We start from the raw sequence: 21,172 nt of genomic DNA on the forward strand, positions 1-21,172 counted from the left end.
GCCTGAAAGTTGCGGAGAAAAAGCATGGTGGGGAATGACCGCGAGCCAATAGGACGTAAGGGAAAACCCGCGCGTCCGGCGAAAGAAAAGGTAAGCTGTCGTCGCCTCAGAGATGAGGAGTATGACGATGACTATGAAGACGATTATGAGGATGAAGAACCCATGCCGCGTAAAGGAAAAGGCAAAGGGCGTAAGCCTCGTGGGAAGCGCGGCTGGTTCTGGCTGCTGCTGAAGCTGTTCATTGTTTTTGTTGTGCTGATCGCGATTTACGGCGTTTATCTGGATCAGAAGATCCGCAGCCGTATCGACGGGAAAGTCTGGCAATTGCCCGCGGCAGTGTATGGTCGCATGGTGAACCTTGAGCCGGACATGTCCATCAGCAAGAACGAGATGGTGAAACTGCTGCAAGCTACGCAGTATCGTCAGGTCACGAAAATGACCCGCCCGGGCGAATTTACCGTCCAGGCGAAAAGCATTGAGATGATCCGCCGCCCGTTCGACTTCCCGGACAGCAAAGAGGGGCAGGTGCGCGCGCGTCTGACTTTTGACGGCGATCGGCTGGAAACCATTGAGAACATGGACAATAACCGCCAGTTCGGTTTCTTCCGTCTTGATCCGCGTCTGATCACCATGCTCTCGTCCGCCAATGGCGAACAGCGCCTGTTCGTGGCGCGTAACGGCTTCCCGGATCTGCTGGTGGATACCCTGCTGGCAACCGAAGACCGCCATTTCTACGAGCACGACGGTATCAGTCTCTACTCCATCGGCCGTGCGGTGCTGGCGAACCTGACTGCGGGCCGTACCGTGCAGGGAGCGAGTACGCTTACCCAGCAGCTGGTGAAGAACCTGTTCCTCTCCAGCGAGCGTTCTTACTGGCGTAAAGCCAACGAAGCGTACATGGCCGTGCTGATGGATGCGCGCTACAGCAAGGATCGTATCCTTGAGCTGTACATGAACGAGGTGTACCTCGGCCAGAGCGGCGATAACGAGATCCGCGGCTTCCCGCTGGCGAGCCTGTACTACTTTGGCCGTCCGGTGGAAGAGCTCAGCCTTGACCAGCAGGCGCTGCTGGTGGGCATGGTGAAAGGGGCGTCCATTTATAACCCGTGGCGCAACCCGAAACTGGCGCTGGAGCGTCGTAACCTGGTACTGCGTCTGCTGCAACAGCAGCAGGTGATTGACCAGGAATTATACGACATGCTTAGCGCACGTCCGCTGGGCGTGCAGCCGCGCGGTGGGGTGATCTCTCCGCAGCCTGCTTTCATGCAGATGGTGCGCCAGGAGCTGCAAAGCAAGCTCGGTGATAAGGTCAAAGATCTCTCCGGCGTGAAGATCTTCACAACCTTTGACTCGGTAGCCCAGGACGCGGCAGAAAAAGCGGCTGTTGAAGGCATTCCGGCGCTGAAGAAACAGCGCAAGCTGAGCGATCTGGAAACCGCGATGGTGGTGGTTGACCGTAACACCGGCGAAGTGCGCGCGATGGTGGGCGGCGCAGAGCCGCAGTATGCGGGCTACAACCGCGCGATGCAGGCGCGTCGTTCGATTGGCTCTCTGGCTAAACCGGCGACCTATCTCACCGCGCTGAGCCAGCCGAATTTGTATCGCCTGAACACCTGGATCGCCGATGCGCCAATCTCCCTGCGTCAGCCTAACGGCCAGGTCTGGTCACCGCAGAACGATGATAAACAGTTCAGCGGCCAGGTGATGCTGGTGGATGCGTTAACCCGCTCCATGAACGTACCTACGGTTAACCTCGGTATGGCGCTGGGCCTGCCGGCCATTGTCGACACCTGGCAGAAGCTGGGCGTACCGAAAGATCAGCTGCACCCTGTTCCGGCGATGATTCTGGGGGCGCTTAACCTGACGCCGATCGAAGTGGCGCAGGCGTTCCAGACCATTGCCAGCGGGGGTAACCGCGCACCGCTCTCTGCCCTGCGTTCGGTGATTGCCGAAGATGGCTCTGTCCTGTATCAGAGCTTCCCGCAGGCTGAACGTGCCGTTCCTGCGCAGGCGGCCTACATGACGCTGTGGACGATGCAGCAGGTTGTGCAGCGCGGTACCGGTCGTCAACTGGGGGCGAAGTATCCTGGTCTGCATCTGGCGGGTAAAACCGGGACCACCAACAACAACGTCGATACCTGGTTTGCCGGTATTGATGGCCGTGAAGTGGTGATCACCTGGGTAGGCCGTGACAACAACCAGCCGACCAAACTTTACGGGGCGAGCGGGGCGATGTCGATTTACCAGCGCTACCTGGCGAACCAGTCACCTGTGCCGCTGAACCTGGTCGCGCCGGAAGATATCGTCGATATGGGCGTGGATGGTTCCGGGAACTTTATCTGCGGCGGCGGGATGCGAACCCTCCCGGTCTGGACGACCAACCCGGACTCACTGTGCCAGCAGAGCCAGCCTGAACAGCCAACGGGCAACCCGTTCGATCAATCTTCTCAGCCGCAGCAGCCGCAGCAACAACCGGCCCAGCAGCAGAACGAGAAGAAAGACAGTGATGGCGTGGCCGGCTGGATCAAGGATATGTTTGGTGGGAATTAATTAATTCCCTGAATAAAAAGCCGCTTTAATATAAAGCGGCTTTTTTGTTTTTTACATTCTGCAATTTTTAAAAAAATTAAATATCAAATTTAGAATTTTTAAGTTCTCATTTTTTTCATCTAAAACATGCATTTGAAATCTTCTACATGTTGCGTAACTTTATCCTCTCTGGACACAATGAAGAATAATCTGATGTAATCGCCATAAGAAATTCACTGGCTCAAAGGATATTCCTATTTAGTCAGTCATGTGTAACATGCTGGATAACATTTCGACTCAAAATATTTGTAGTGCGAATGGATGCCACAATTGTCAAATATAAGGATATTTTTCATGAACAAAAAAATTGTCGCTACATTTTTAGCCGGAAGCGTTATGGCCGCGCTGTCTCTGCCTGTATTTGCATCAAACGATTCCGGTACGGTGAACTTCGCCGGAAAAATTGTTGCCGATACCTGTGAAATTAACGTTGATGGCACAGGGACTAACGCTTCCACCGTCACTTTCGCAGATACCTATCCTTCGGATTTTGGCGCTGACGGTACGGTTGGCACCTCAAAAGCCTTTAAGATTGAAGTGAAAAAATGTGACCCGCTGGTCGCTAAACTGAACCTCAAGTTCAGTGGCACGACCACAGATGCAGCCTATAAGCGCCTCCAGAACGATCTTAGTGGCGCAGGTAATGCCACCAACGTAGGGATCATCGTCAGCAATGAGAACGGCGCGAAAGGCGATGTGGTTTTCGATGGCTCAGTACCGGATGCGGGTACGGATGTGAATAACGACGCGACCGGGGCAACGGCTTCTGTCTTTAACTACACCGCGAAAGTGATTCAGGTGGGTGATACCGCGCCAACCGCGGGCCATTACTCCTCCTCTGCAACATTCGAGGTTGTCTATCGCTAAGCAATGACGGGCAGCCTGAACGGCTGCCTTTTTGGAACATTGTATGAAGACTTTATTTAAATTGTTATGTGGTTGTTTAATTATTTCCTGCTGTTCAGTACAGGCAAGTGTTGTTCTCGGTGGTACGCGAATTATTTATCCATCGAATAAATCAGAAGTTCAGATAGCACTTAAAAATAAAGATCCGCATACACGTTATCTGGTGCAAAGCTGGGTCAGTTACCCCAATGATGCGAAAGCGCCGTTTATTATTACTCCCCCTGTTTACAAATTGCAGGAAAATCGTCAAACCCTTTTGCACGTTATTTTTACCGGCGATAAAAAAAGCCTGCCCGCAGACCGGGAATCTCTGTTTCTGGCAAACGTTAAATCCGTATCGGCACTCTCGCCGGAGCTGAAAGAGAAAAACACGCTGCAATTTGCGATGAAAACGCGCCTGAAGCTTTTCTGGCGTCCGGCTCAGCTGAAGGAAAGCGATGCCCTGGAAGCCTACGCAAAAATCACATTCCAGCGTCAGGGCGACACGCTAATTGCAAACAACCCGACCCCGTTTTACGTCTCGTTTGGCGAGCTTGCCGTTGGTGGGAAAAGTGTTCCGGTGAAAGAGACCAAAACCACGCCAGGCGCCATTTCAATGATGGTGGCTCCGTTCAGCGAGCAGCGTTTCGCGTTACCGAATTCAGCAAAGGGCGCGGTGACCTGGACGGCAATCAATGATTTCGGTGGGCAAACCCCACAGCGCAAGCAGGCTCTTTAAATCATCATGTTGGTATTTTATGTCGTCACCTCTGCTTCACAAACAGGTACTGTACGGGATCGCGCTGACGCTGCTCGCCGCGATCCAGCCTGCCTGTGCTGATGACGAATTTAACCTGCGGATCCTTGAGCTGGATACGCCCCTCGAAAATACCTTTACATTAAAAAACTTCATTAACGATAACGGGCTACTTGCCGGAAGCTACCTTACGACTGTTATGTGGGATCGGAACGTTGTGGATAAACGTCCCATCGCTTTCGTGCTGTCTGACGATAAACAGCGCCTGCTGCCGGAGCTGACGAAAGCGGATCTGCGCGATTACGGCGTGAAAGTCGACACGATCCCGGACTTAAAAGATCTGGATGACGGCGCTTACGTCCGCGATATCTCCCATTTCATTGAAAATGCCCGTTACGAATACAATCAGGATGACCAGACCCTGAAGCTGGTCATCCCGCAGGCGTACCGCGACCATGCTGCCGCTGGCGCGATACATCCAAAATTCTGGGATGACGGCGCGCCTGCCGCCTGGACAAGCTATCAACTCAGCGGTTCTCAGCAGCACTACAGTTCGGGCAAAACCTCTTCGACTTGGCTTGGCCTGGAGTCGGGGATTAACCTTGGGGCGTGGCGGCTGCGGAATAACAGCACCTGGAGCGACGCTTCTGGCTGGGAGGGCATTGCCAGCACGTTACAACGCGACATCAAAACGCTGAAAAGCCAGCTTGAGATTGGTCAGACATATACCAATGGTGAACTTTTTGACAGCGTCCAGATGACCGGCGTGAAGCTGGAAACGGATACTTCTATGCTGCCTGTTAGTCAGCAGGGCTTTGCCCCCGTCGTGCGCGGTATTGCCAATAGCGATGCGAAAGTCACTATCAAGCAAAACGGCTACACCATCTATCAGACAAACGTCTCACCGGGGCCGTTCGAGATCCGCGATTTAAGCCAGGTAACATCCGGAGCCGATCTGGAAGTGACCGTCGAAGAGGCGGACGGCAGCGAGCATAGCTTCATCCAGGCCAGCGCGTCGGTGCCGGTGTTACAGCGGGAAGGCGGCTTTAAGTATTCGCTGGCCGCAGGGCGCTATCGCGGTAATGAAGGTGAAGACGAACCCACCTTTGCGCAAGGCACAGCCATCTATGGTCTGCCTTACGGCGTCACGGCGTATACCGGCGCGCTGGGTTCATCACTGTATCACGCGCTGCTGCTGGGGCTCGGTGCCGATCTGGGGCATTTCGGCTCCGCCTCTGTCGACCTCACGGCCGCTCGTACCGCGTTTGATGACGGGCGCGACGATGCCAGCGGTTTATCCTGGCGGGCGCAGTATTCAAAAGATATTCCCGACACGGATACCACCATCACGCTTGCCAGCTATCGCTACTCCACATCGGGGTTCTATACCTTTCAGGAAGCTATCGATCAGCGTGACAGCGAAATCGATGACGGCATTTATACCTACCGCAGAACTAATAACCGCCGTAGCCGCATGCAGCTCAACCTTTCCCAGCGGGTTTCTGACTGGGGCTCGGCCTATCTCAACGGGTATCAGCAGGATTACTGGGATATGGACGGTCATGAGCGTAGCGTCACCGCGGGGTTGAGCTCCAGCTGGCGCAATATCACCTGGTCGATAAGCTACAACCTGACTCGCACGCCGGACGCTGATACCGACCGGCAAATGGCGTTGACGGTCAACATTCCGTTATCAACGTGGCTGCCTGATTCATGGGCAACCTACAGCGCCAACACCGCCAGCGGCGGGTTTGTCTCGCACCAGGTCGGGCTCGGCGGTACCGCGCTTGAGGACAATAAGCTGAGCTATAACCTCCAGCATACCTATGCCAACCAGGATACGGGCTACGGCGGCAGCCTGTCAGGACGTTATCGCGGATCTTCCGGTGAGGTGGGAATGGGCTACAGCTATGGTGGCGACAATCGACAATGGAACTACAACGCGCAGGGCTCAATCGTTGCCCACGAGCATGGTGTAACGCTGGGACAACCCGTCCGCGACGCATTCGCCATTGTGCACATTAAGGATGGCGATAACGTCAAAGTGCAAAACGGACGCGGCATCTCTACGGACCGTTTTGGTAACGCCATTGTTCCCTCCCTGAGCGCCTATCGGCACAACATCGTCACGGTCAATACCCAGGATCGGGAAGATATTGATATCGACGCGGCAACGCTGGATCTCGTGCCGACAAAAGGCGCTGCGCTGAGCGCAACCTTCGATGCGCGCGTTGGACGACGCGCGCTGGTGACGCTGCGTTACGCGGGTAAGCCCGTGCCGTTTGGTGCCGTGGTGGCGCTGGATAACACCACGGCCATCGTCGGGGATGACGGCGAGGTTTACCTCACCGGGCTGTCCGGCAAAACAACGTTTAGCGTGCAGTGGGGAGAAGAGCGCGATCGGCAGTGCCAGGGGACGCTGGACATTTCCACGCAGAGCCCGACAGGGATCGTGAAAGCCACGGTCAACTGCTATTAACAGAGGTATTTCATGCATCTATGTCGTTCGGTCAACACTTTTCTTTTACCCGTTCTGCTCGTGCTGACGGGGGCCTTTTTCCATACAGCCAGAGCAGACTGCACCTTTAACGGCAGTTCTGATGTGGATGCCGTGGTGACGTTTCAACTTCCTCCGGTGATCGTTGTTGCGCCCGACACGCCCGTCGGCACCGTCATTTATGACGCCAGCGTTGAGAGTAAAGCGGTGACGGTGGACTGTAGCGGTGATGCGCAAGTACGGCGAGGGTATCTGTACCTCACGGATACCGATGCACGAGAAGATGTCATGCCCGGGGTTTATCAGACTAATGTGCCGGGTATTGGCATCCGCGCGGCTGCGTCGAGCGAACGCTTTCCCGGTTACAATGAAGAGGATATTGTCCGGCCTATCCACTATCTGGGTTCGATACATGGTTATTCGCAGAGCACATCGACGTTTCGCGCCGCTGCACAGCTGGTCGTGACGGGCGATATCCAGGAGGGGGATTTGGATACGTCGCGATTAACGTCAATGGATATCCTGGGCAACGCGGCGATCGGTGAAATGCGCTTTTCTCCTGCCAGCGTCCACATTACGACCAATACCTGTAATCTGGTCGACCGGAACATCTATGTGCCGCTAAGAACGGTCAATACGCAGGATTTTACCGGCCAATATTCCGACGTACTCACTGACGGTAGCTTTAAGATTGAAATCACCGACTGCGCGGCAGGGACGAAGGTTGATTATCAGTTCACGAGCGCGGGCTCGACGGGCGTAACGAACGGCAATATTTTGGGCATCGCTAGCGGAGACTCTGCCGCCGAGGGCGTTGGCATTCAGATCCTCGACCAGAATAATACCGTGCTGCAGTTTGATCGGAACTACACGGCGATAACCAGCACGCAGGACAAGGTTCCTGTCGAAATTCCCCTCAAGGCGCGCTACGTCAAAACGGGAGAGGTTAAAGCGGGCAAAGTCGACTCCGTCGCCACGTTCGAGGTGTTTTACCGTTAATTCTCTCTGCCCGTTTCGGCGGGCTTAAGCGATCATTTCGCTAACCTCATTAACCCTCTCTTTTCATCTGGTTAATTCTTAAACCCTTAAATCTTGTAGGGCCGCTTACTGCTTGCTATGCAACCAGCGTTTCGCATATTATTCTGCGGTCATAATAATAATTCTCGTTTACGTTATCATTCACTTTTCCATCAGAGATAAACATGGCGCTTTCCAATACTGCTCAGCCAATTAACACGTCGCTGCGTAAAGTCGCGGTTGTCGTAGCCATAGCGGTTGCCGGCATGTCTGCATTTGCTAACGCTGCCGAAACCCCGAAAAAAGAAGATACTATTACCGTTACCGCTGCACCTGCTGCACAGGAAAGTGCCTGGGGACCTGCTGCGACTATCGCCGCTCGCCAATCTGCGACCGGTACCAAAACAGACACCCCAATTCAAAAGGTTCCACAGTCTATTTCTGTGGTAACTGCCGAAGAGATGGCGCTGCATCAGCCACGTTCCGTTAAAGAAGCTCTGAGCTATACCCCGGGCGTTGCAGTAGGCACCCGTGGTGCTTCCAATACTTACGACTACCTGGTTATTCGCGGTTTCGCGGCCGACGGCCAGAGCCAGAATAACTACCTCGACGGCATGAAGCTGCAGGGCAACTTCTACAACGACGCGGTGATTGACCCGTATATGCTGGAGCGCGCTGAAATCATGCGCGGTCCGGTTTCCGTTCTGTACGGTAAAAGCAGCCCGGGCGGCCTGCTGAACATGGTAAGTAAGCGCCCAACAACCGAGCCGTTGAAAGAGATCCAGTTTAAAGTGGGTACGGACAGCCTGTTCCAGACCGGCTTTGACTTTAGCGATGCGATCGACGATGACGGCGTCTATTCATACCGCCTGACGGGTGTTGCGCGCTCGAACAATTCCCAGCAGGAAGGTAAAGGCGAACAGCGTTACGCTATCGCGCCATCGTTCTCCTGGCGTCCGGATGATAAAACCACCTTCACGTTCCTCTCCTACTTCCAGAACGAGCCTGAAACGGGCTACTACGGCTGGCTGCCAAAAGAGGGGACGGTTGACCCGCTGCCAAACGGCGATCGTCTGCCGACTAACTTCAATGAAGGCGCAAAGAACAACACCTATTCCCGTAACCAGAAAATGGTGGGATACAGCTTCGACCATGAATTCAACGATACTTTCACCGTACGTCAGAATCTGCGCTTTGCCGAGAACAAAACCTCGCAAAACAGCGTTTACGGCTACGGCATGTGTTCCGATCCGCTCTATTCGAGTAATCCGGCATCCAGCCCTTGCGCGAGCATTCCTCAGTCACAATGGGGGCATACGCTGACTCGCCAGTATGTGATCGATGACGAGAAGCTGCAAAACTTCACCGTTGATACGCAGCTTCAGAGCAAGTTCGCGACGGGGGCTCTCGACCATACCCTGCTGACAGGCGTTGATTTCATGCGCATGCGTAATGACATTAACTCCTGGTTTGGCTACGCCGGCTCCGTTGCGCCATCCGATATTTACGATCTCGATCGTGGCGATTTCGATTTCGGTTCACACCCTGGACCGTCTGGTGCTTACCAGGTGCTGAACAAGCAGAAGCAGACCGGCGTTTACGCTCAGGATCAGATCGAATGGGATAAAGTGCTGGTGACACTGGGCGGCCGTTACGATTGGGCCGATCAGGAGTCCTACAACCGCGTATTAAATACCACCGCCAAGCGTGATGATACTCAGTTCACCTGGCGTGGCGGCGTTAACTACCTGTTCGACAACGGGGTAACTCCTTATTTCAGCTACAGCGAATCCTTTGAACCGGCTTCCCTGACCGACGCTCAAGGTAAACCATTCTCACCGTCTAAAGGCAAACAGTACGAAGCGGGCGTGAAATACGTGCCTAACGATCGTCCGATCGTGATCACCGGTGCAGTGTATCAGCTGACCAAAACCAACAACCTGATGGCTGACCCGGCGGGCTCACCCTTCTCCGTTGAGGGTGGTGAGATCCGTGCCCGTGGCGTAGAGCTGGAAGCGAAAGCGGCGCTCTCTGCAAGCGTTAACGTTGTAGGTTCTTATACCTATACCGATGCTGAGTACACCACTGACACCAACTACAAAGGCAACACACCGGCGCAGGTACCAAAACATATGGCATCCCTGTGGGGTGATTACACGATGTTTGACGGCTCACTGTCTGGCCTGACGCTGGGTACCGGCGTGCGTTATACCGGCTCCAGCAAAGGTGACCCGGCGAATAGCTTCACTGTTGGAAGCTATACACTGGTTGATGCACTGGTCAGATATGATCTGGCGCGTGTAGGCATGGCCGGCTCAAACGTCGCGCTTCACGTGAACAACCTGTTCGATCGTGAGTACGTTGCCAGCTGCTTCAACACCTACGGTTGCTTCTGGGGTGCTGAACGCCAGGTTGTCGCCACCGCGACCTTCCGCTTCTAACCTCTTTATGGGCACGGTTCGCCGTGCCCTTTTTATTTAAGTTGGCTGACATGCAGGATAATAAAACGCAATCCGACACCACCTTTACGCTCAATAATCTCTCCTTTCGCGTACCCGGGCGCACCCTGCTGCATCCGCTCTCTCTGACGTTTCCTGCCGGTAAAGTGACGGGCCTGATTGGCCACAACGGTTCCGGTAAATCCACGCTGCTCAAGATGCTGGGACGCCACCAGCCACCTTCTGAAGGGGATATTCTGCTGGACGATCGGCCGCTGGAGGGCTGGAGCAGTAAAGCCTTTGCCCGCAAGGTGGCCTACTTGCCGCAGCAGCTGCCGCAGGCGGAAGGGATGACGGTGCGTGAGCTGGTAGCGATTGGCCGCTATCCGTGGCACGGGGCGCTTGGCCGCTTCGGCGTCGCCGACCGGGAGAAAGTAGAAGAGGCGATTGCGCTGGTAGGGCTAAAACCGCTGGCGCATCGCCTGGTGGATAGTCTGTCCGGCGGTGAACGTCAGCGGGCGTGGATTGCGATGCTGGTGGCGCAGGACAGCCGCTGCCTGCTGCTGGATGAACCGACCTCTGCGCTGGATATCGCCCATCAGGTCGACGTGCTGGCGCTGGTGCATCGCTTAAGCCAGCAGCGCGGCCTGACGGTGATCGCTGTCCTGCACGATATCAACATGGCGGCACGCTACTGTGACTACCTCGTCGCGCTGCGCGGCGGTGAAATGATCGCTCAGGGCACGCCGTCTGAGCTGATGCGCAGCGAAACGCTGGAACATATTTACGGTATTCCGATGGGTATTTTGCCTCACCCTGCCGGGGCTGCTCCCGTGAGCTTTGTCTACTGATGCTGGATTCAACATACATTAGCCGCCGTCGCCTGCTGACGGCCATGGCGCTCTCACCGCTGCTGTTGAAGATGGCCCCGGCCCGCGCCGCCGCTATCGATCCGCACCGCATCGTGGCGCTGGAGTGGTTACCCGTCGAGCTGATGATGGCCCTGGGTATCACGCCCTACGGCGTGGCCGACATTCCCAACTACACCCTGTGGGTGAATGAGCCAAAACTGCCGGACTCGGTCATCGACATCGGTCTGCGCACGGAGCCAAACCTTGAGCTTCTCACGCAGATGAAACCGTCTTATTTATTCTGGTCTGCGGGGTATGGCCCGTCGGAAGAGATCATGGCGAAGATTGCGCCGGGACGAGGCTTTTCCTTTAGCGACGGTAAAAAGCCGCTGACCATGGCAAAAAATTCCATCCACGAGATGGCCCAGTTCCTCAACCGGGAAGCGGAAGCAAAACAGCATCTCGATGAGTTTGACGCGCTGATTGAGTCTCTTAAGCCGCGCTTTGCCCGCCGTGGCGATCGGCCTTTGCTGATGGTGACGCTGCTGGATGCCCGCCATATGCTGGTCTTTGGAAAGAACTGCCTGTTCCAGGAAGTGCTCGACAACTTCGGCATTCGCAACGCCTGGGAAGGCGAGATGACGTTCTGGGGAAGCACCGCCGTGGGCATCGACCGCCTGGCGGCGTTTCGCGACGTCGACGTGCTGTGCTTTGACCACGGCAACGAGCGTGAAATGCAAACCCTGATGGCGACCCCGCTCTGGCAGGCGATGCCGTTCGTGCGCGAGCAGCGCTTCCTGCGCGCCCCTGCGGTATGGTTTTACGGCGCGACGCTGTCGGCAATGCACTTTGCCCGCGTGCTGGACAACGTGATGGGGGGCAAAGCATGAGTACGCGTATTGCCCGTTTCCCGGCGCTGCTGCTGGGGCTGATTTTTCTGGCGGCGCTGGCGCTAACCGGGTTCAACCTCTCCACGGCACTGCCGCGCGAGCAGTGGGCGGCCGCGTTTGCCGCCCCGGATATCGACAATATTCAGCAGATGTTGTTCCACTACAGCCTGCTGCCGCGTCTTAGCATCTCCCTACTGGTCGGGGCGGGGCTGGGGCTGGTGGGCGTGCTGTTCCAGCAGGTGCTGCGTAACCCGCTGGCGGAGCCAACCACGCTGGGCGTGGCGACGGGTGCACAGCTGGGGATCACCATCACCACCCTCTGGACGCTGCCGGGGGCATTAACCTCGCAGTTTGCCGCGCTGGCAGGTGCCTGCGTCGTGGGCGCGCTGGTCTTTGGCGTGGCCTGGGGAAAACGTCTCTCGCCGGTCACGCTGATCCTCGCCGGGCTGGTCGTCAGCCTCTACTGCGGCGCGATCAACCAGCTTCTGGTGCTGTTTCACCACGACCAGCTGCAAAGCATGTTTATGTGGAGCACCGGCACGCTCACCCAGACCGACTGGAGTATCGTCCAGCGCCTGTGGCCACAATTGTTTGGCGGCGTGGTGCTCACGCTGCTGCTGCTGCGCCCGCTCACTCTGATGGGGCTGGATGATGGCGTGGCGCGCAACCTGGGGCTGGCGCTGTCGCTGGCTCGTCTGGCGGCGCTCACGCTGGCGATTGTGCTGAGCGCTCTGCTGGTTAACGCGGTTGGCATCATCGGGTTTATCGGCCTCTTTGCGCCGCTGCTGGCGAAAATGCTCGGGGCGCGTCGCCTTCTGGCACGTCTGCTGCTGGCGCCGCTGATCGGGGCGCTGATCCTCTGGCTTTCCGATCAGATCATTATCTGGCTGGCGCGCGTCTGGATGGAAGTGTCTACCGGGTCGGCAACGGCGCTTATTGGGGCGCCGCTGCTGCTGTGGCTGCTCCCGCGTCTGCGCAGCATCAGCGCCCCAGCGATGGACGCGGGCGATAAGGTCTACGCTGAACGTCAGTCGGTGCTGTGGTTCAGCCTTGCCGGTCTTGCGGTGTTGCTTATCGCCTCGTTTGCCGCCCTCGCGTTTGGGCGCGATGCCGCAGGCTGGCACTGGGCAACGGGTGACTTACTCAACGAACTGCTGCAGTGGCGCTGGCCGCGTATTCTCTCCGCGCTGATTGCCGGGGTGATGCTGGCGGTGGCGGGCTGTATTATTCAGCGTCTGACCGGTAACCCGATGGCAAGCCCTGAAGTGCTGGGGATCAGTTCCGGCGCAGCCTTTGGCGTGGTGCTGATGCTCTTCCTGGTGCCGGGCAATGCGTTTGGCTGGCTGATGCCTGCCGGGAGTATCGGTGCGGCGGCCACGCTGATGATTATTCTGGTTGCCTCTGGCCGCGGCGGATTTTCTCCGCACCGCATGCTGCTGGCCGGTATGGCGCTCAGCACCGCCTTTACTATGCTGCTGATGATGCTGCAGGCGAGCGGCGATCCGCGCATGGCGAAGATCCTGACCTGGATTTCCGGCTCAACGTACAACGCCACCGCCAGCCAGGTTGCCTGGTCAGGAAGCGTTATGATCGTGCTGCTGGCGATGGTACCGCTGTGCCGTCGCTGGATGACCATTCTGCCGCTGGGGGGCGAAACCGCGCGTGCGGTTGGCTTAGCGCTGACGCCAACGCGCGTCGCGCTTCTTCTGCTGGCGGCGTGTCTGACGGCAACCGCCACCATGACCATCGGTCCACTAAGCTTTGTAGGGTTGATGGCGCCGCATATCGCCAGAATGATGGGTTTCCGACGGACGATGCCACATATTGTGATGTCGGCCCTGACGGGCGGGGTCATTCTGGTGTTTGCCGACTGGTGTGGAAGGATGGTGCTGTTCCCGTATCAGATCCCGGCGGGCCTGCTGTCGACCTTTATCGGTGCGCCTTACTTTATCTATCTGTTGAGAAAGCAGAGTCGGTAATAAAAGCAAACGGCAATCTTTAGATTGCCGTTTTAGTGTTTGCTCCCTCTCCCTGTGGGAGAGGGTTGGGGTGAGGGCATCAAGCCGCACATCTTACAGCTTCGCAAATACCTTACGCGCCGCGTCGATGGTGTTATTGATATCTTCTTCGCTGTGCGCCACGGACATAAAGCCCGCTTCGAACGCGGACGGTGCCAGGTACACGCCTTCTTCCAGCATCAGGTGGAAGAAGCGCTTGAAGCGTTCAACGTCGCACTTCACCACGTCCTGATAGCGGGTCACGGTTTTCGCATCGGTGAAGAAAATCCCGAACATGCCGCCCACGTGGTTAACAACCAGCGGAATTCCCGCTTCTTCTGCGGCTTCCAGCAGACCGTTTGCCAGCTGCGTGGTACGGTCCGTCAGGGTTTCATGAATACCCGGCTGCGCCACTTCGGTCAGACAGGCGAAGCCTGCAGCCATGGCAATTGGGTTACCGGATAGCGTGCCCGCCTGGTAAACCGGTCCGGTTGGCGCCAGGGCTTCCATCACGTCCTTACGACCGCCGAAAGCACCGACCGGCATGCCGCCGCCGATGATTTTGCCGAGGCAGGTCAGGTCCGGCTCAACCTCATAATAAGACTGGGCGCCCGCCAGTGCCACGCGGAAGCCGGTCATCACTTCATCGATGATCAGCAGCGCGCCGAACTCATCGCACAGCGCGCGCAGGCCCGGCAGGAAGTCAGGCTGCGGAGGGATGCAGTTCATGTTGCCCGCAACCGGTTCAACGATAATGCAGGCGATCTCCTGCGGATACTGCTCGAACGCCGCGCGAACGGTGTTTAGATCGTTGTAGGTGCAGGTCAGGGTGTGCTTCGCGAAATCAGCAGGTACGCCAGGCGAGTTTGGCTGGCCGAGGGTCAGCGCGCCGGAGCCCGCTTTCACCAGCAGGCAGTCCGCATGGCCGTGGTAGCAGCCTTCGAATTTGATGATTTTGTCGCGACCGGTAAAGCCGCGCGCCAGACGGATGGCACTCATGGTGGCTTCGGTACCGGAGTTCACCATACGCACCATGTCCATGGTCGGCACCAGTTCGGTAACCAGCTCCGCCATTTTCACTTCCATCTCGGTCGGCGCACCGAAGCTCAGGCCGCGCTGCGCGGCTTCGATGACCGCGTTACGAATGGCAGGATGGTTATGTCCGAGAACCATCGGCCCCCAGGAACCGACGTAATCGATATAGGCTTTGCCATCGACATCATACAGATACGCGCCGTCAGCACGTTCAATAAACAGCGGCGTGCCGCCCACGCCGGTAAAGGCGCGTACTGGCGAGTTCACGCCACCGGGGATTAGCTCGCGGGCTGCACTGTAGAGGTTTTCAGACTTGCTCATGGCGTCGTTCCTGGTTCGTATAAAATGATTAAGCACACTATTCTAAGTGATCCGCAGAAGGTTATGAAATTTTTAGCCTGTTAATGCTTTAAGATTTGTTAAGTATTTTTCAGGCGTCGCAGGGAAGGTCTCTGGTAAAATCTTCGCGGCTTTTTGTATGACGAATAAGAACAGGACATGAAATCAGATTCCCCGTCTTTCGAAGAACAACAGTTTACGCGCGCCCAGCACCGAATCAGCATTCGGCGGCTGCTCAATCGCGATAAAACGCCGCTGGCGATCCTGCTAGCCGCTGCCGTGGTGGGTACCCTTGCAGGGCTGGTTGGCGTGGCGTTTGAAAAAGCGGTTAACGCCGTACTCAACTGGCGAGTGGGTACCGTAGCCGGTTTTGCCGATCGCGAATGGCTGGTCTGGGTAGCGGCATTCGGCCTGTCTGCGCTGTTTGCCATGGTGGGGTATTTTCTGGTGCGTAAATTCGCCCCGGAGGCGGGCGGGTCTGGCATCCCGGAAATTGAAGGCGCGCTGGAGGAGCTGCGCCCGGTGCGCTGGTGGCGGGTGATCCCGGTTAAGTTTATTGGCGGCATGGGGACGCTGGGCGCAGGGATGGTGCTCGGCCGGGAAGGGCCAACGGTGCAGCTTGGGGGGAACGTCGGCCGCATGGTGGGCGATCTGTTCCGCATGCGCAGCGCCGAGGCGCGCCATACGCTGCTGGCCACCGGTGCAGCGGCGGGGCTTTCTGCGGCGTTTAACGCGCCGCTGGCCGGTATTTTGTTCATCATCGAAGAGATGCGCGCGCAGTTCCGCTACAACCTGATCTCCATTAAAGCGGTGTTTACCGGCGTCATTATGTCGAGCATCGTCTTTCGCATCTTTAATGGCGAAGGGGCGGTGATTGAAGTCGGTAAACTGACCGACGCACCGGTTAACACCCTGTGGCTATACCTGATCCTCGGCATGATTTTTGGTGTGGTGGGCCCGCTGTTTAACACCTTTATCTTACGCGCTCAGGATATGTTCCAGCGCGTTCACGGCGGCAATACCACGAAATGGGTGCTGATGGGCGGCCTGCTGGGCGGCATTTGTGGCGTGCTCGGCTTTATCGAACCGAATGCCGCGGGCGGCGGTTTCGGGCTGATTCCCATTGCCGCAGCCGGGAATTTCAGCGTGGGTTTGCTGCTGTTTATGTTTTTCTCCAGGGTCATTACGACGGTACTGTGCTTCTCCTCCGGCGCGCCCGGCGGGATTTTTGCCCCGATGCTGGCGCTGGGAACGCTGCTCGGCACCGCGTTTGGTATGGCGGCTGAGGCAGGTTTCCCCGCTTACCACCTGGACGCCGGCACCTTTGCAGTGGCCGGGATGGGGGCGCTGCTGGCCGCCTCCCTGCGCGCGCCGTTAACCGGCATCGTGCTGGTGCTGGAGATGACGGATAATTACCAGCTCATTTTGCCAATGATCATTACCTGTCTCGGCGCGACACTATTAGCCCAATTCCTGGGTGGAAAACCGCTATACTCCACCATCCTCGCGCGTACCCTGGCAAAACAAGAGGCGGAGCGGGCCGCCACGCAGAATACTTGAATGAATTACCAGGGTATTAGATAATGACGAAAAGAATTGGGTGAATTTTACCCAATAGCAGTATTCATGGGAGCATAAGATGAGTGATGACGTAGCTGTGCCGCTGGAGTTTACCGAAGCAGCAGCCAACAAAGTGAAAACCCTGATTGCCGACGAAGACAATCCGGATCTGAAACTGCGTGTCTATATTACCGGTGGCGGCTGCAGCGGCTTCCAGTACGGTTTTACCTTTGACGATCAGGTGAACGACGGCGATATGACCATCGAGAAGCAGGGCGTCGCGCTGGTAGTTGACCCGATGAGCCTGCAGTATCTGGTGGGCGGTTCGGTGGATTACACCGAAGGTCTGGAAGGTTCGCGTTTTGTGGTGACCAACCCGAACGCAACAAGCACCTGCGGGTGTGGTTCTTCGTTCAGCATTTAAGCCTGAATGCGGATTGTAGGCCCGGTAAGCGAAGCGCCACCGGGCTTATAAACGACGCCTATCTTGAAGTTTCATCCAGCGCAAACGTCGGCAGCTTCAGGTGCCAGCGTATCGCCGCTAAACGTATCACCAGCGTCACGACCATCCCCAGCATCGCGGCGTTTTCCAGCGGAATTGCAAACGTGTAGTACGCGGTCGCGTGGACAATGCCGCCCGCAATACAGGCCGTTGCGTAAATTTCAGTACGCAGGATCATCGGCACCTCACGCGCCAGAATGTCGCGAATGATGCCGCCGCCCACGCCGGTTAATACCCCCATGCAGATCGCCACCATTGGCCCTGTTCCGGCATTGAAGGCTTTATTCACCCCGATCCCCACAAACACGGCCAGACCGACGGCATCCAGTACCGGCAATATCCATTTGGGTAATCGGCGGGGCTGGCGAACCAGCACAATGGTTAACAGACAGGTGACCATCGCGACCACAAGATCGGTAGGATCTTTCACCCAAAACACCGGGCCATTTGCCAGCGCCATATCGCGGATTGTCCCGCCGCCAACGGCGGTCACCACGCCAAGCACCAGCACGCCAAACGGATCCATGCGTAGTTTTCCGGCGAGCAGGACGCCGGAGATAGCAAAAACGGCTGTACCAAGAATATCCAGCCAATAAACGAGCATCGTTAAATCCTCGAACAAATGTTAATGACCCTCTGCCAGGGCGGCACAGAGCTGTTTTGCGGCGAGGATAATACGCGGGCTGGCGCGTTCAAACCAGTCACCGTTGAGTGGGATCACCGGAATTTTTAGCTGGCTCTGCCAGAATTGTTTAATTTTAGGAATCTCGCTCGCATTTCCGACCACGACGATGGCCTGCGGCTGGCGCGCCAGAACCTGCTCACGGCTCACCTGAGGCCACGGTACCCGGCTGGCAGCAAAGATATTTTCACCGCCACAGACTTCCAGCACCTGGTTCTGAATCGAGCCTTTTCCGGTGGTAAACAGCGGCTGGCTGCCGAACTGCAGGAAGATGCGCTTTTTAACAGGCGTATCGTATTGGGCTTTCAGCGCGGCATAGTCGCTGAGCATCTGGTTCGCCGCTCTCTCGGCTTTTTGAGGCGCAGGGCTATAAGGGGCCAGGGCGCGCAGAGCCTGAGCGACCTGCTCAATACTTACCGCGTCAACCCACATGACCTTGATGCCAAGCGAGGTGAGCTGGTTAACCTGCCGCTCGGCGTTACCGCCGCGCCAGGCCAGCACGAGATCCGGCTTAAGCGCCACAATGCGCTCAAGATTCATCCCTTGCCAGGTTGCCACTTGCTCAATGCCGGCCGCCTGTGGGGGGTAATCTGAAAAGCTGCTGACGCCAACGGGGGTGATCCCGGCGGCAAACGCCAGTTCGGTATTAGCGGGAGAAAGGGTAATCACACGCGGCGCGGCGAACAGCCACGCCGGTGCAAGCAGCAGCAGGGCGGCCAGCGCCCTGATAGACCGTTTAGCCACGCGCCAGGTTCTGCACCAGGCGTTCCACCATCACGGTGGACTGTTTTGCCGCAACGGCCAGGAACTCGTCGAAGCTGATGTGAGACTGCTGGTCTGCCACGTCAGAGATGGCGCGAACCACCACGAACGGTACGCTGAAATTGTGGCAAACGTGCGCAATCGCGGTCGCTTCCATCTCTACGGCAACCGCCTGCGGGAAGTTATGACGGATTTTCGCCAGACCGACGGAGCCATTGATGAACGCATCACCGCTGACAATCAGGCCGCGTACCGCGTTGAGATTGAGCTCAGCAATGCAGGCTTCAGCCGCCGCAATCAGTTTATCGTCAGCTTTAAACCCTGCCGGGCAGCCCGGAAGCTGGCCATACTCGTAGCCGAACGCGGTGACGTCAGCATCGTGGTAACGCGCTTCGTCGGAGACAACGATATCGCCCACTTTCAGCGTCGGTGCCAGACCGCCTGCTGAGCCCGTGTTAATGATGACGTCCGGCTTGCAGCGCTCAAGCAGCAGGGTCGCACCCAGCGCAGCAGCCACTTTACCGATGCCTGATTTCAGCAGAGCCACCTCAACACCGTTCAACTGCCCGGTGTAGATCTCACAACCCCCGAGAGAGAGGGTCTGACGGTTCTCAATTTTGTCACGCAGGAGCGTAACTTCTTCTTCCATTGCACCAATAATGCCGATTTTCATAGATTTACTCGCGATGTGCCTTGTTAAGAGGCATAGTCTATCATGCGGTTAAGGGGAAACGCATTCTCACGCGGGGGAGCACATGTCACCAATCGATTTTCGTACCAAAATTAACTGGCACCGACGTTTCCGTTCGCCGCAGGGCGAAAAGAGCGAACATGAGATCCTGCGTATCTTCGAAAGCGATCGCGGCAGGATTATTAACTCGCCCGCCATCCGGCGTCTGCAGCAAAAGACCCAGGTATTCCCGCTGGAGCGTAACGCCGCGGTGCGCACGCGCTTAACCCACTCCATGGAAGTGCAGCAGGTCGGGCGTTATATTGCCAAAGAGATTTTAAGCCGCCTCAAAGAGCAGCGTTTACTGGAAACCTATGGCCTGGATGAGCTGACGGGGCCTTTCGAGAGCATCGTTGAGATGGCCTGCCTGATGCACGACATCGGCAACCCGCCTTTTGGCCATTTTGGCGAGGCGGCTATTAATGACTGGTTTAAACAACGGCTTTATCCGTCGGATGCGGCAAGCCAGCCACTCAGCGATGACCGCTGCATCGTGCGCGATTTACGCCTGCGTGAAGGCGAAGAAGGGCTGAACGATCTGCGCCGCAAAGTGCGCCAGGATCTCTGTCACTTTGAGGGCAACGCGCAGGGGATCCGGCTGGTGCACTCCCTGATGCGCATGAACCTGACCTGGGCGCAGGTTGGCTGCATTTTGAAATATACGCGTCCCGCGTGGTGGATGGGGGAGACGCCCGCATCCCATAGCTATTTAATGAAAAAACCGGGCTATTACCTTTCCGAAGAGGCCTATATAGAACGGCTGCGTAAAGAACTTTCCCTGACGCCAAACGGCCGATTCCCATTGACGTGGATTATGGAAGCCGCCGACGATATTTCCTATTGCGTGGCTGACCTGGAAGATGCCGTTGAGAAAAGAATATTCAGCGTCGAGGAGCTTTATCAGCATCTTTATGCGGCATGGGGAACCCATGAAAAAGGATCGCTGTTTGCGCAGGTTGTCGAAAATGCCTGGGAAAAATCGCGCTCAAATACGTTGAGCCGCAGTACGGAAGATCAGTTCTTTATGTATTTGCGGGTCAATACATTAAATAAACTGGTGCCGTATGCCGCCTCGCGCTTTATTGATAATTTGCCGCAAATCTTTAGCGGGGAATTCAATCATGCGCTGCTGGAAGATGACAGCAGTTTCAGCCAACTCCTTGAGCTTTATAAACATGTGGCGATGCGGCATGTGTTCAGCCATCCTGATGTCGAGCAGCTGGAACTGCAGGGATACCGTGTAATCAGTGGATTACTCGAAATTTATTCCCCATTGCTTCAGCTCTCCGTCGAGGAGTTTAGCGAGCTGGTGGAAAAAGAACGCGTGCGGCGAATTCCTATCGAATCCCGGCTTTATCAGAAACTTTCTACCCGCCATCGGCTGGCGTATGTCGAAGCGATGGGTAAGCTGGATCGCCACGCTCTGGAATGGCCGGTGATGGAATATTATTATCGCTGCCGTCTGATCCAGGACTATATCAGCGGCATGACCGATTTGTATGCCTGGGATGAATACCGCAAGCTCATGGCCGTGGAATAATTCCGGAGTTTTGTAAAGAAGGCCAATAAATTTTTACCTTTTCCATAAACTTATGGCCGGAACTAAGCGGTATAAAATGAATCTGAGTTACACAGCAATTT

Annotated in this window: 16 protein-coding genes; 12 read left to right on the top strand and 4 right to left on the bottom strand. The window is 56.4% G+C overall.

The features are described 5' to 3' along the window. Positions 1-24 precede the first annotated feature (24 nt). The 9 genes from mrcB (at position 25) to fhuB (ending at position 13,903) form a co-directional block, all read left to right on the top strand. Positions 25-2,550 (top strand): bifunctional glycosyl transferase/transpeptidase, encoded by a 2,526-nt coding sequence (gene mrcB / locus AC2FAJ_RS12555; protein WP_485454207.1) that lies wholly within the window; start codon positions 25-27, stop codon positions 2,548-2,550. A 333-nt stretch (positions 2,551-2,883) separates the two neighbouring features. Beyond that, the gene (locus AC2FAJ_RS12560; protein ID WP_193358511.1) at positions 2,884-3,456 is read left to right on the top strand and encodes a fimbrial protein; all 573 of its coding nucleotides are present in this window, start codon (positions 2,884-2,886) and stop codon (positions 3,454-3,456) included. A gap of 43 nt (positions 3,457-3,499) precedes the next feature. Next, entirely contained in the window at positions 3,500-4,213 is a 714-nt protein-coding gene (locus tag AC2FAJ_RS12565) for a fimbrial biogenesis chaperone (RefSeq protein ID WP_041911205.1), read from the top strand. Between the two features lie 19 nt (positions 4,214-4,232). Further along, a complete protein-coding gene (locus AC2FAJ_RS12570; protein WP_485454208.1) occupies positions 4,233-6,710 on the top strand; it encodes a fimbria/pilus outer membrane usher protein in 2,478 nt (825 codons plus the stop codon). Positions 6,711-6,845: 135 nt separating this feature from the next. After that, complete coding sequence (locus AC2FAJ_RS12575) at positions 6,846-7,727, top strand: fimbrial protein (RefSeq protein ID WP_045631192.1); 882 nt, start codon at positions 6,846-6,848, stop codon at positions 7,725-7,727. Positions 7,728-7,930: 203 nt separating this feature from the next. Then, positions 7,931-10,186 (top strand): ferrichrome porin FhuA, encoded by a 2,256-nt coding sequence (gene fhuA, locus AC2FAJ_RS12580; RefSeq protein ID WP_447087868.1) that lies wholly within the window; start codon positions 7,931-7,933, stop codon positions 10,184-10,186. Between the two features lie 50 nt (positions 10,187-10,236). Next, the gene (gene fhuC / locus AC2FAJ_RS12585; protein WP_028015563.1) at positions 10,237-11,034 is read left to right on the top strand and encodes a Fe3+-hydroxamate ABC transporter ATP-binding protein FhuC; all 798 of its coding nucleotides are present in this window, start codon (positions 10,237-10,239) and stop codon (positions 11,032-11,034) included. Continuing rightward, positions 11,034-11,924 carry a Fe(3+)-hydroxamate ABC transporter substrate-binding protein FhuD gene (fhuD, locus tag AC2FAJ_RS12590; RefSeq protein ID WP_028015564.1) on the top strand — a complete coding sequence of 297 codons (891 nt, stop codon included), beginning with the start codon at positions 11,034-11,036 and terminating at the stop codon, positions 11,922-11,924. The genes fhuC and fhuD overlap by 1 nt, the downstream gene beginning before the upstream one ends. Beyond that, positions 11,921-13,903: a Fe(3+)-hydroxamate ABC transporter permease FhuB gene (fhuB, locus tag AC2FAJ_RS12595; protein ID WP_041911202.1), complete on the top strand. Its 1,983-nt coding sequence runs from the start codon at positions 11,921-11,923 to the stop codon at positions 13,901-13,903. The genes fhuD and fhuB overlap by 4 nt, the downstream gene beginning before the upstream one ends. Positions 13,904-13,996: 93 nt before the next feature. Here the strand turns inward: fhuB and hemL are convergent, their stop codons facing one another. Continuing rightward, positions 13,997-15,277, bottom strand: a complete 1,281-nt coding sequence (gene hemL, locus AC2FAJ_RS12600) for a glutamate-1-semialdehyde 2,1-aminomutase (protein ID WP_041911201.1) — start codon at positions 15,275-15,277, stop codon at positions 13,997-13,999. Positions 15,278-15,454: 177 nt separating this feature from the next. On the opposite strand from hemL, the gene clcA reads away from it, so the two are divergent. Then, a complete protein-coding gene (gene clcA / locus AC2FAJ_RS12605; RefSeq protein ID WP_485454209.1) occupies positions 15,455-16,855 on the top strand; it encodes a H(+)/Cl(-) exchange transporter ClcA in 1,401 nt (466 codons plus the stop codon). 79 nt (positions 16,856-16,934) lie between these two features. Beyond that, complete coding sequence (gene erpA, locus AC2FAJ_RS12610; protein WP_008501923.1) at positions 16,935-17,279, top strand: iron-sulfur cluster insertion protein ErpA; 345 nt, start codon at positions 16,935-16,937, stop codon at positions 17,277-17,279. A 58-nt stretch (positions 17,280-17,337) separates the two neighbouring features. On the opposite strand, the gene AC2FAJ_RS12615 is transcribed toward erpA, so the two are convergent. From AC2FAJ_RS12615 to mtnN, 3 genes are read right to left on the bottom strand one after another with little or no spacing between them, the layout of a single operon-like run. Continuing rightward, a complete protein-coding gene (locus AC2FAJ_RS12615; RefSeq protein WP_023616579.1) occupies positions 17,338-17,961 on the bottom strand; it encodes a TRIC cation channel family protein in 624 nt (207 codons plus the stop codon). 21 nt (positions 17,962-17,982) lie between these two features. After that, positions 17,983-18,783, bottom strand: a complete 801-nt coding sequence (gene btuF, locus AC2FAJ_RS12620; protein WP_041911199.1) for a vitamin B12 ABC transporter substrate-binding protein BtuF — start codon at positions 18,781-18,783, stop codon at positions 17,983-17,985. Continuing rightward, entirely contained in the window at positions 18,776-19,474 is a 699-nt protein-coding gene (mtnN, locus tag AC2FAJ_RS12625) for a 5'-methylthioadenosine/S-adenosylhomocysteine nucleosidase (RefSeq protein WP_028015570.1), read from the bottom strand. The genes btuF and mtnN overlap by 8 nt, the downstream gene beginning before the upstream one ends. An 82-nt stretch (positions 19,475-19,556) precedes the next feature. On the opposite strand from mtnN, the gene dgt reads away from it, so the two are divergent. Further along, positions 19,557-21,071: a dGTPase gene (gene dgt / locus AC2FAJ_RS12630; RefSeq protein WP_028015571.1), complete on the top strand. Its 1,515-nt coding sequence runs from the start codon at positions 19,557-19,559 to the stop codon at positions 21,069-21,071. Positions 21,072-21,172: the final 101 nt, after the last annotated feature.

The sequence above is a fragment of the Enterobacter cloacae complex sp. 385G4 genome, from assembly GCF_057320665.1.

What these genes read in the sequence shown, in the direction of transcription:
- fhuC (WP_028015563.1), top strand. Translation starts at nt 10,237, where the DNA reads ATGCAGGATAATAAAACGCAATCCGACACCACCTTTACGCTCAATAAT.
- mtnN (WP_028015570.1), bottom strand. Translation starts at nt 19,474, where the DNA reads ATGAAAATCGGCATTATTGGTGCAATGGAAGAAGAAGTTACGCTCCTG.
- erpA (WP_008501923.1), top strand. Translation starts at nt 16,935, where the DNA reads ATGAGTGATGACGTAGCTGTGCCGCTGGAGTTTACCGAAGCAGCAGCC.
- AC2FAJ_RS12565 (WP_041911205.1), top strand. Translation starts at nt 3,500, where the DNA reads ATGAAGACTTTATTTAAATTGTTATGTGGTTGTTTAATTATTTCCTGC.
- mrcB (WP_485454207.1), top strand. Translation starts at nt 25, where the DNA reads ATGGTGGGGAATGACCGCGAGCCAATAGGACGTAAGGGAAAACCCGCG.
- fhuD (WP_028015564.1), top strand. Translation starts at nt 11,034, where the DNA reads ATGCTGGATTCAACATACATTAGCCGCCGTCGCCTGCTGACGGCCATG.
- fhuA (WP_447087868.1), top strand. Translation starts at nt 7,931, where the DNA reads ATGGCGCTTTCCAATACTGCTCAGCCAATTAACACGTCGCTGCGTAAA.
- fhuB (WP_041911202.1), top strand. Translation starts at nt 11,921, where the DNA reads ATGAGTACGCGTATTGCCCGTTTCCCGGCGCTGCTGCTGGGGCTGATT.
- clcA (WP_485454209.1), top strand. Translation starts at nt 15,455, where the DNA reads ATGAAATCAGATTCCCCGTCTTTCGAAGAACAACAGTTTACGCGCGCC.
- AC2FAJ_RS12560 (WP_193358511.1), top strand. Translation starts at nt 2,884, where the DNA reads ATGAACAAAAAAATTGTCGCTACATTTTTAGCCGGAAGCGTTATGGCC.
- hemL (WP_041911201.1), bottom strand. Translation starts at nt 15,277, where the DNA reads ATGAGCAAGTCTGAAAACCTCTACAGTGCAGCCCGCGAGCTAATCCCC.
- AC2FAJ_RS12570 (WP_485454208.1), top strand. Translation starts at nt 4,233, where the DNA reads ATGTCGTCACCTCTGCTTCACAAACAGGTACTGTACGGGATCGCGCTG.
- dgt (WP_028015571.1), top strand. Translation starts at nt 19,557, where the DNA reads ATGTCACCAATCGATTTTCGTACCAAAATTAACTGGCACCGACGTTTC.
- AC2FAJ_RS12615 (WP_023616579.1), bottom strand. Translation starts at nt 17,961, where the DNA reads ATGCTCGTTTATTGGCTGGATATTCTTGGTACAGCCGTTTTTGCTATC.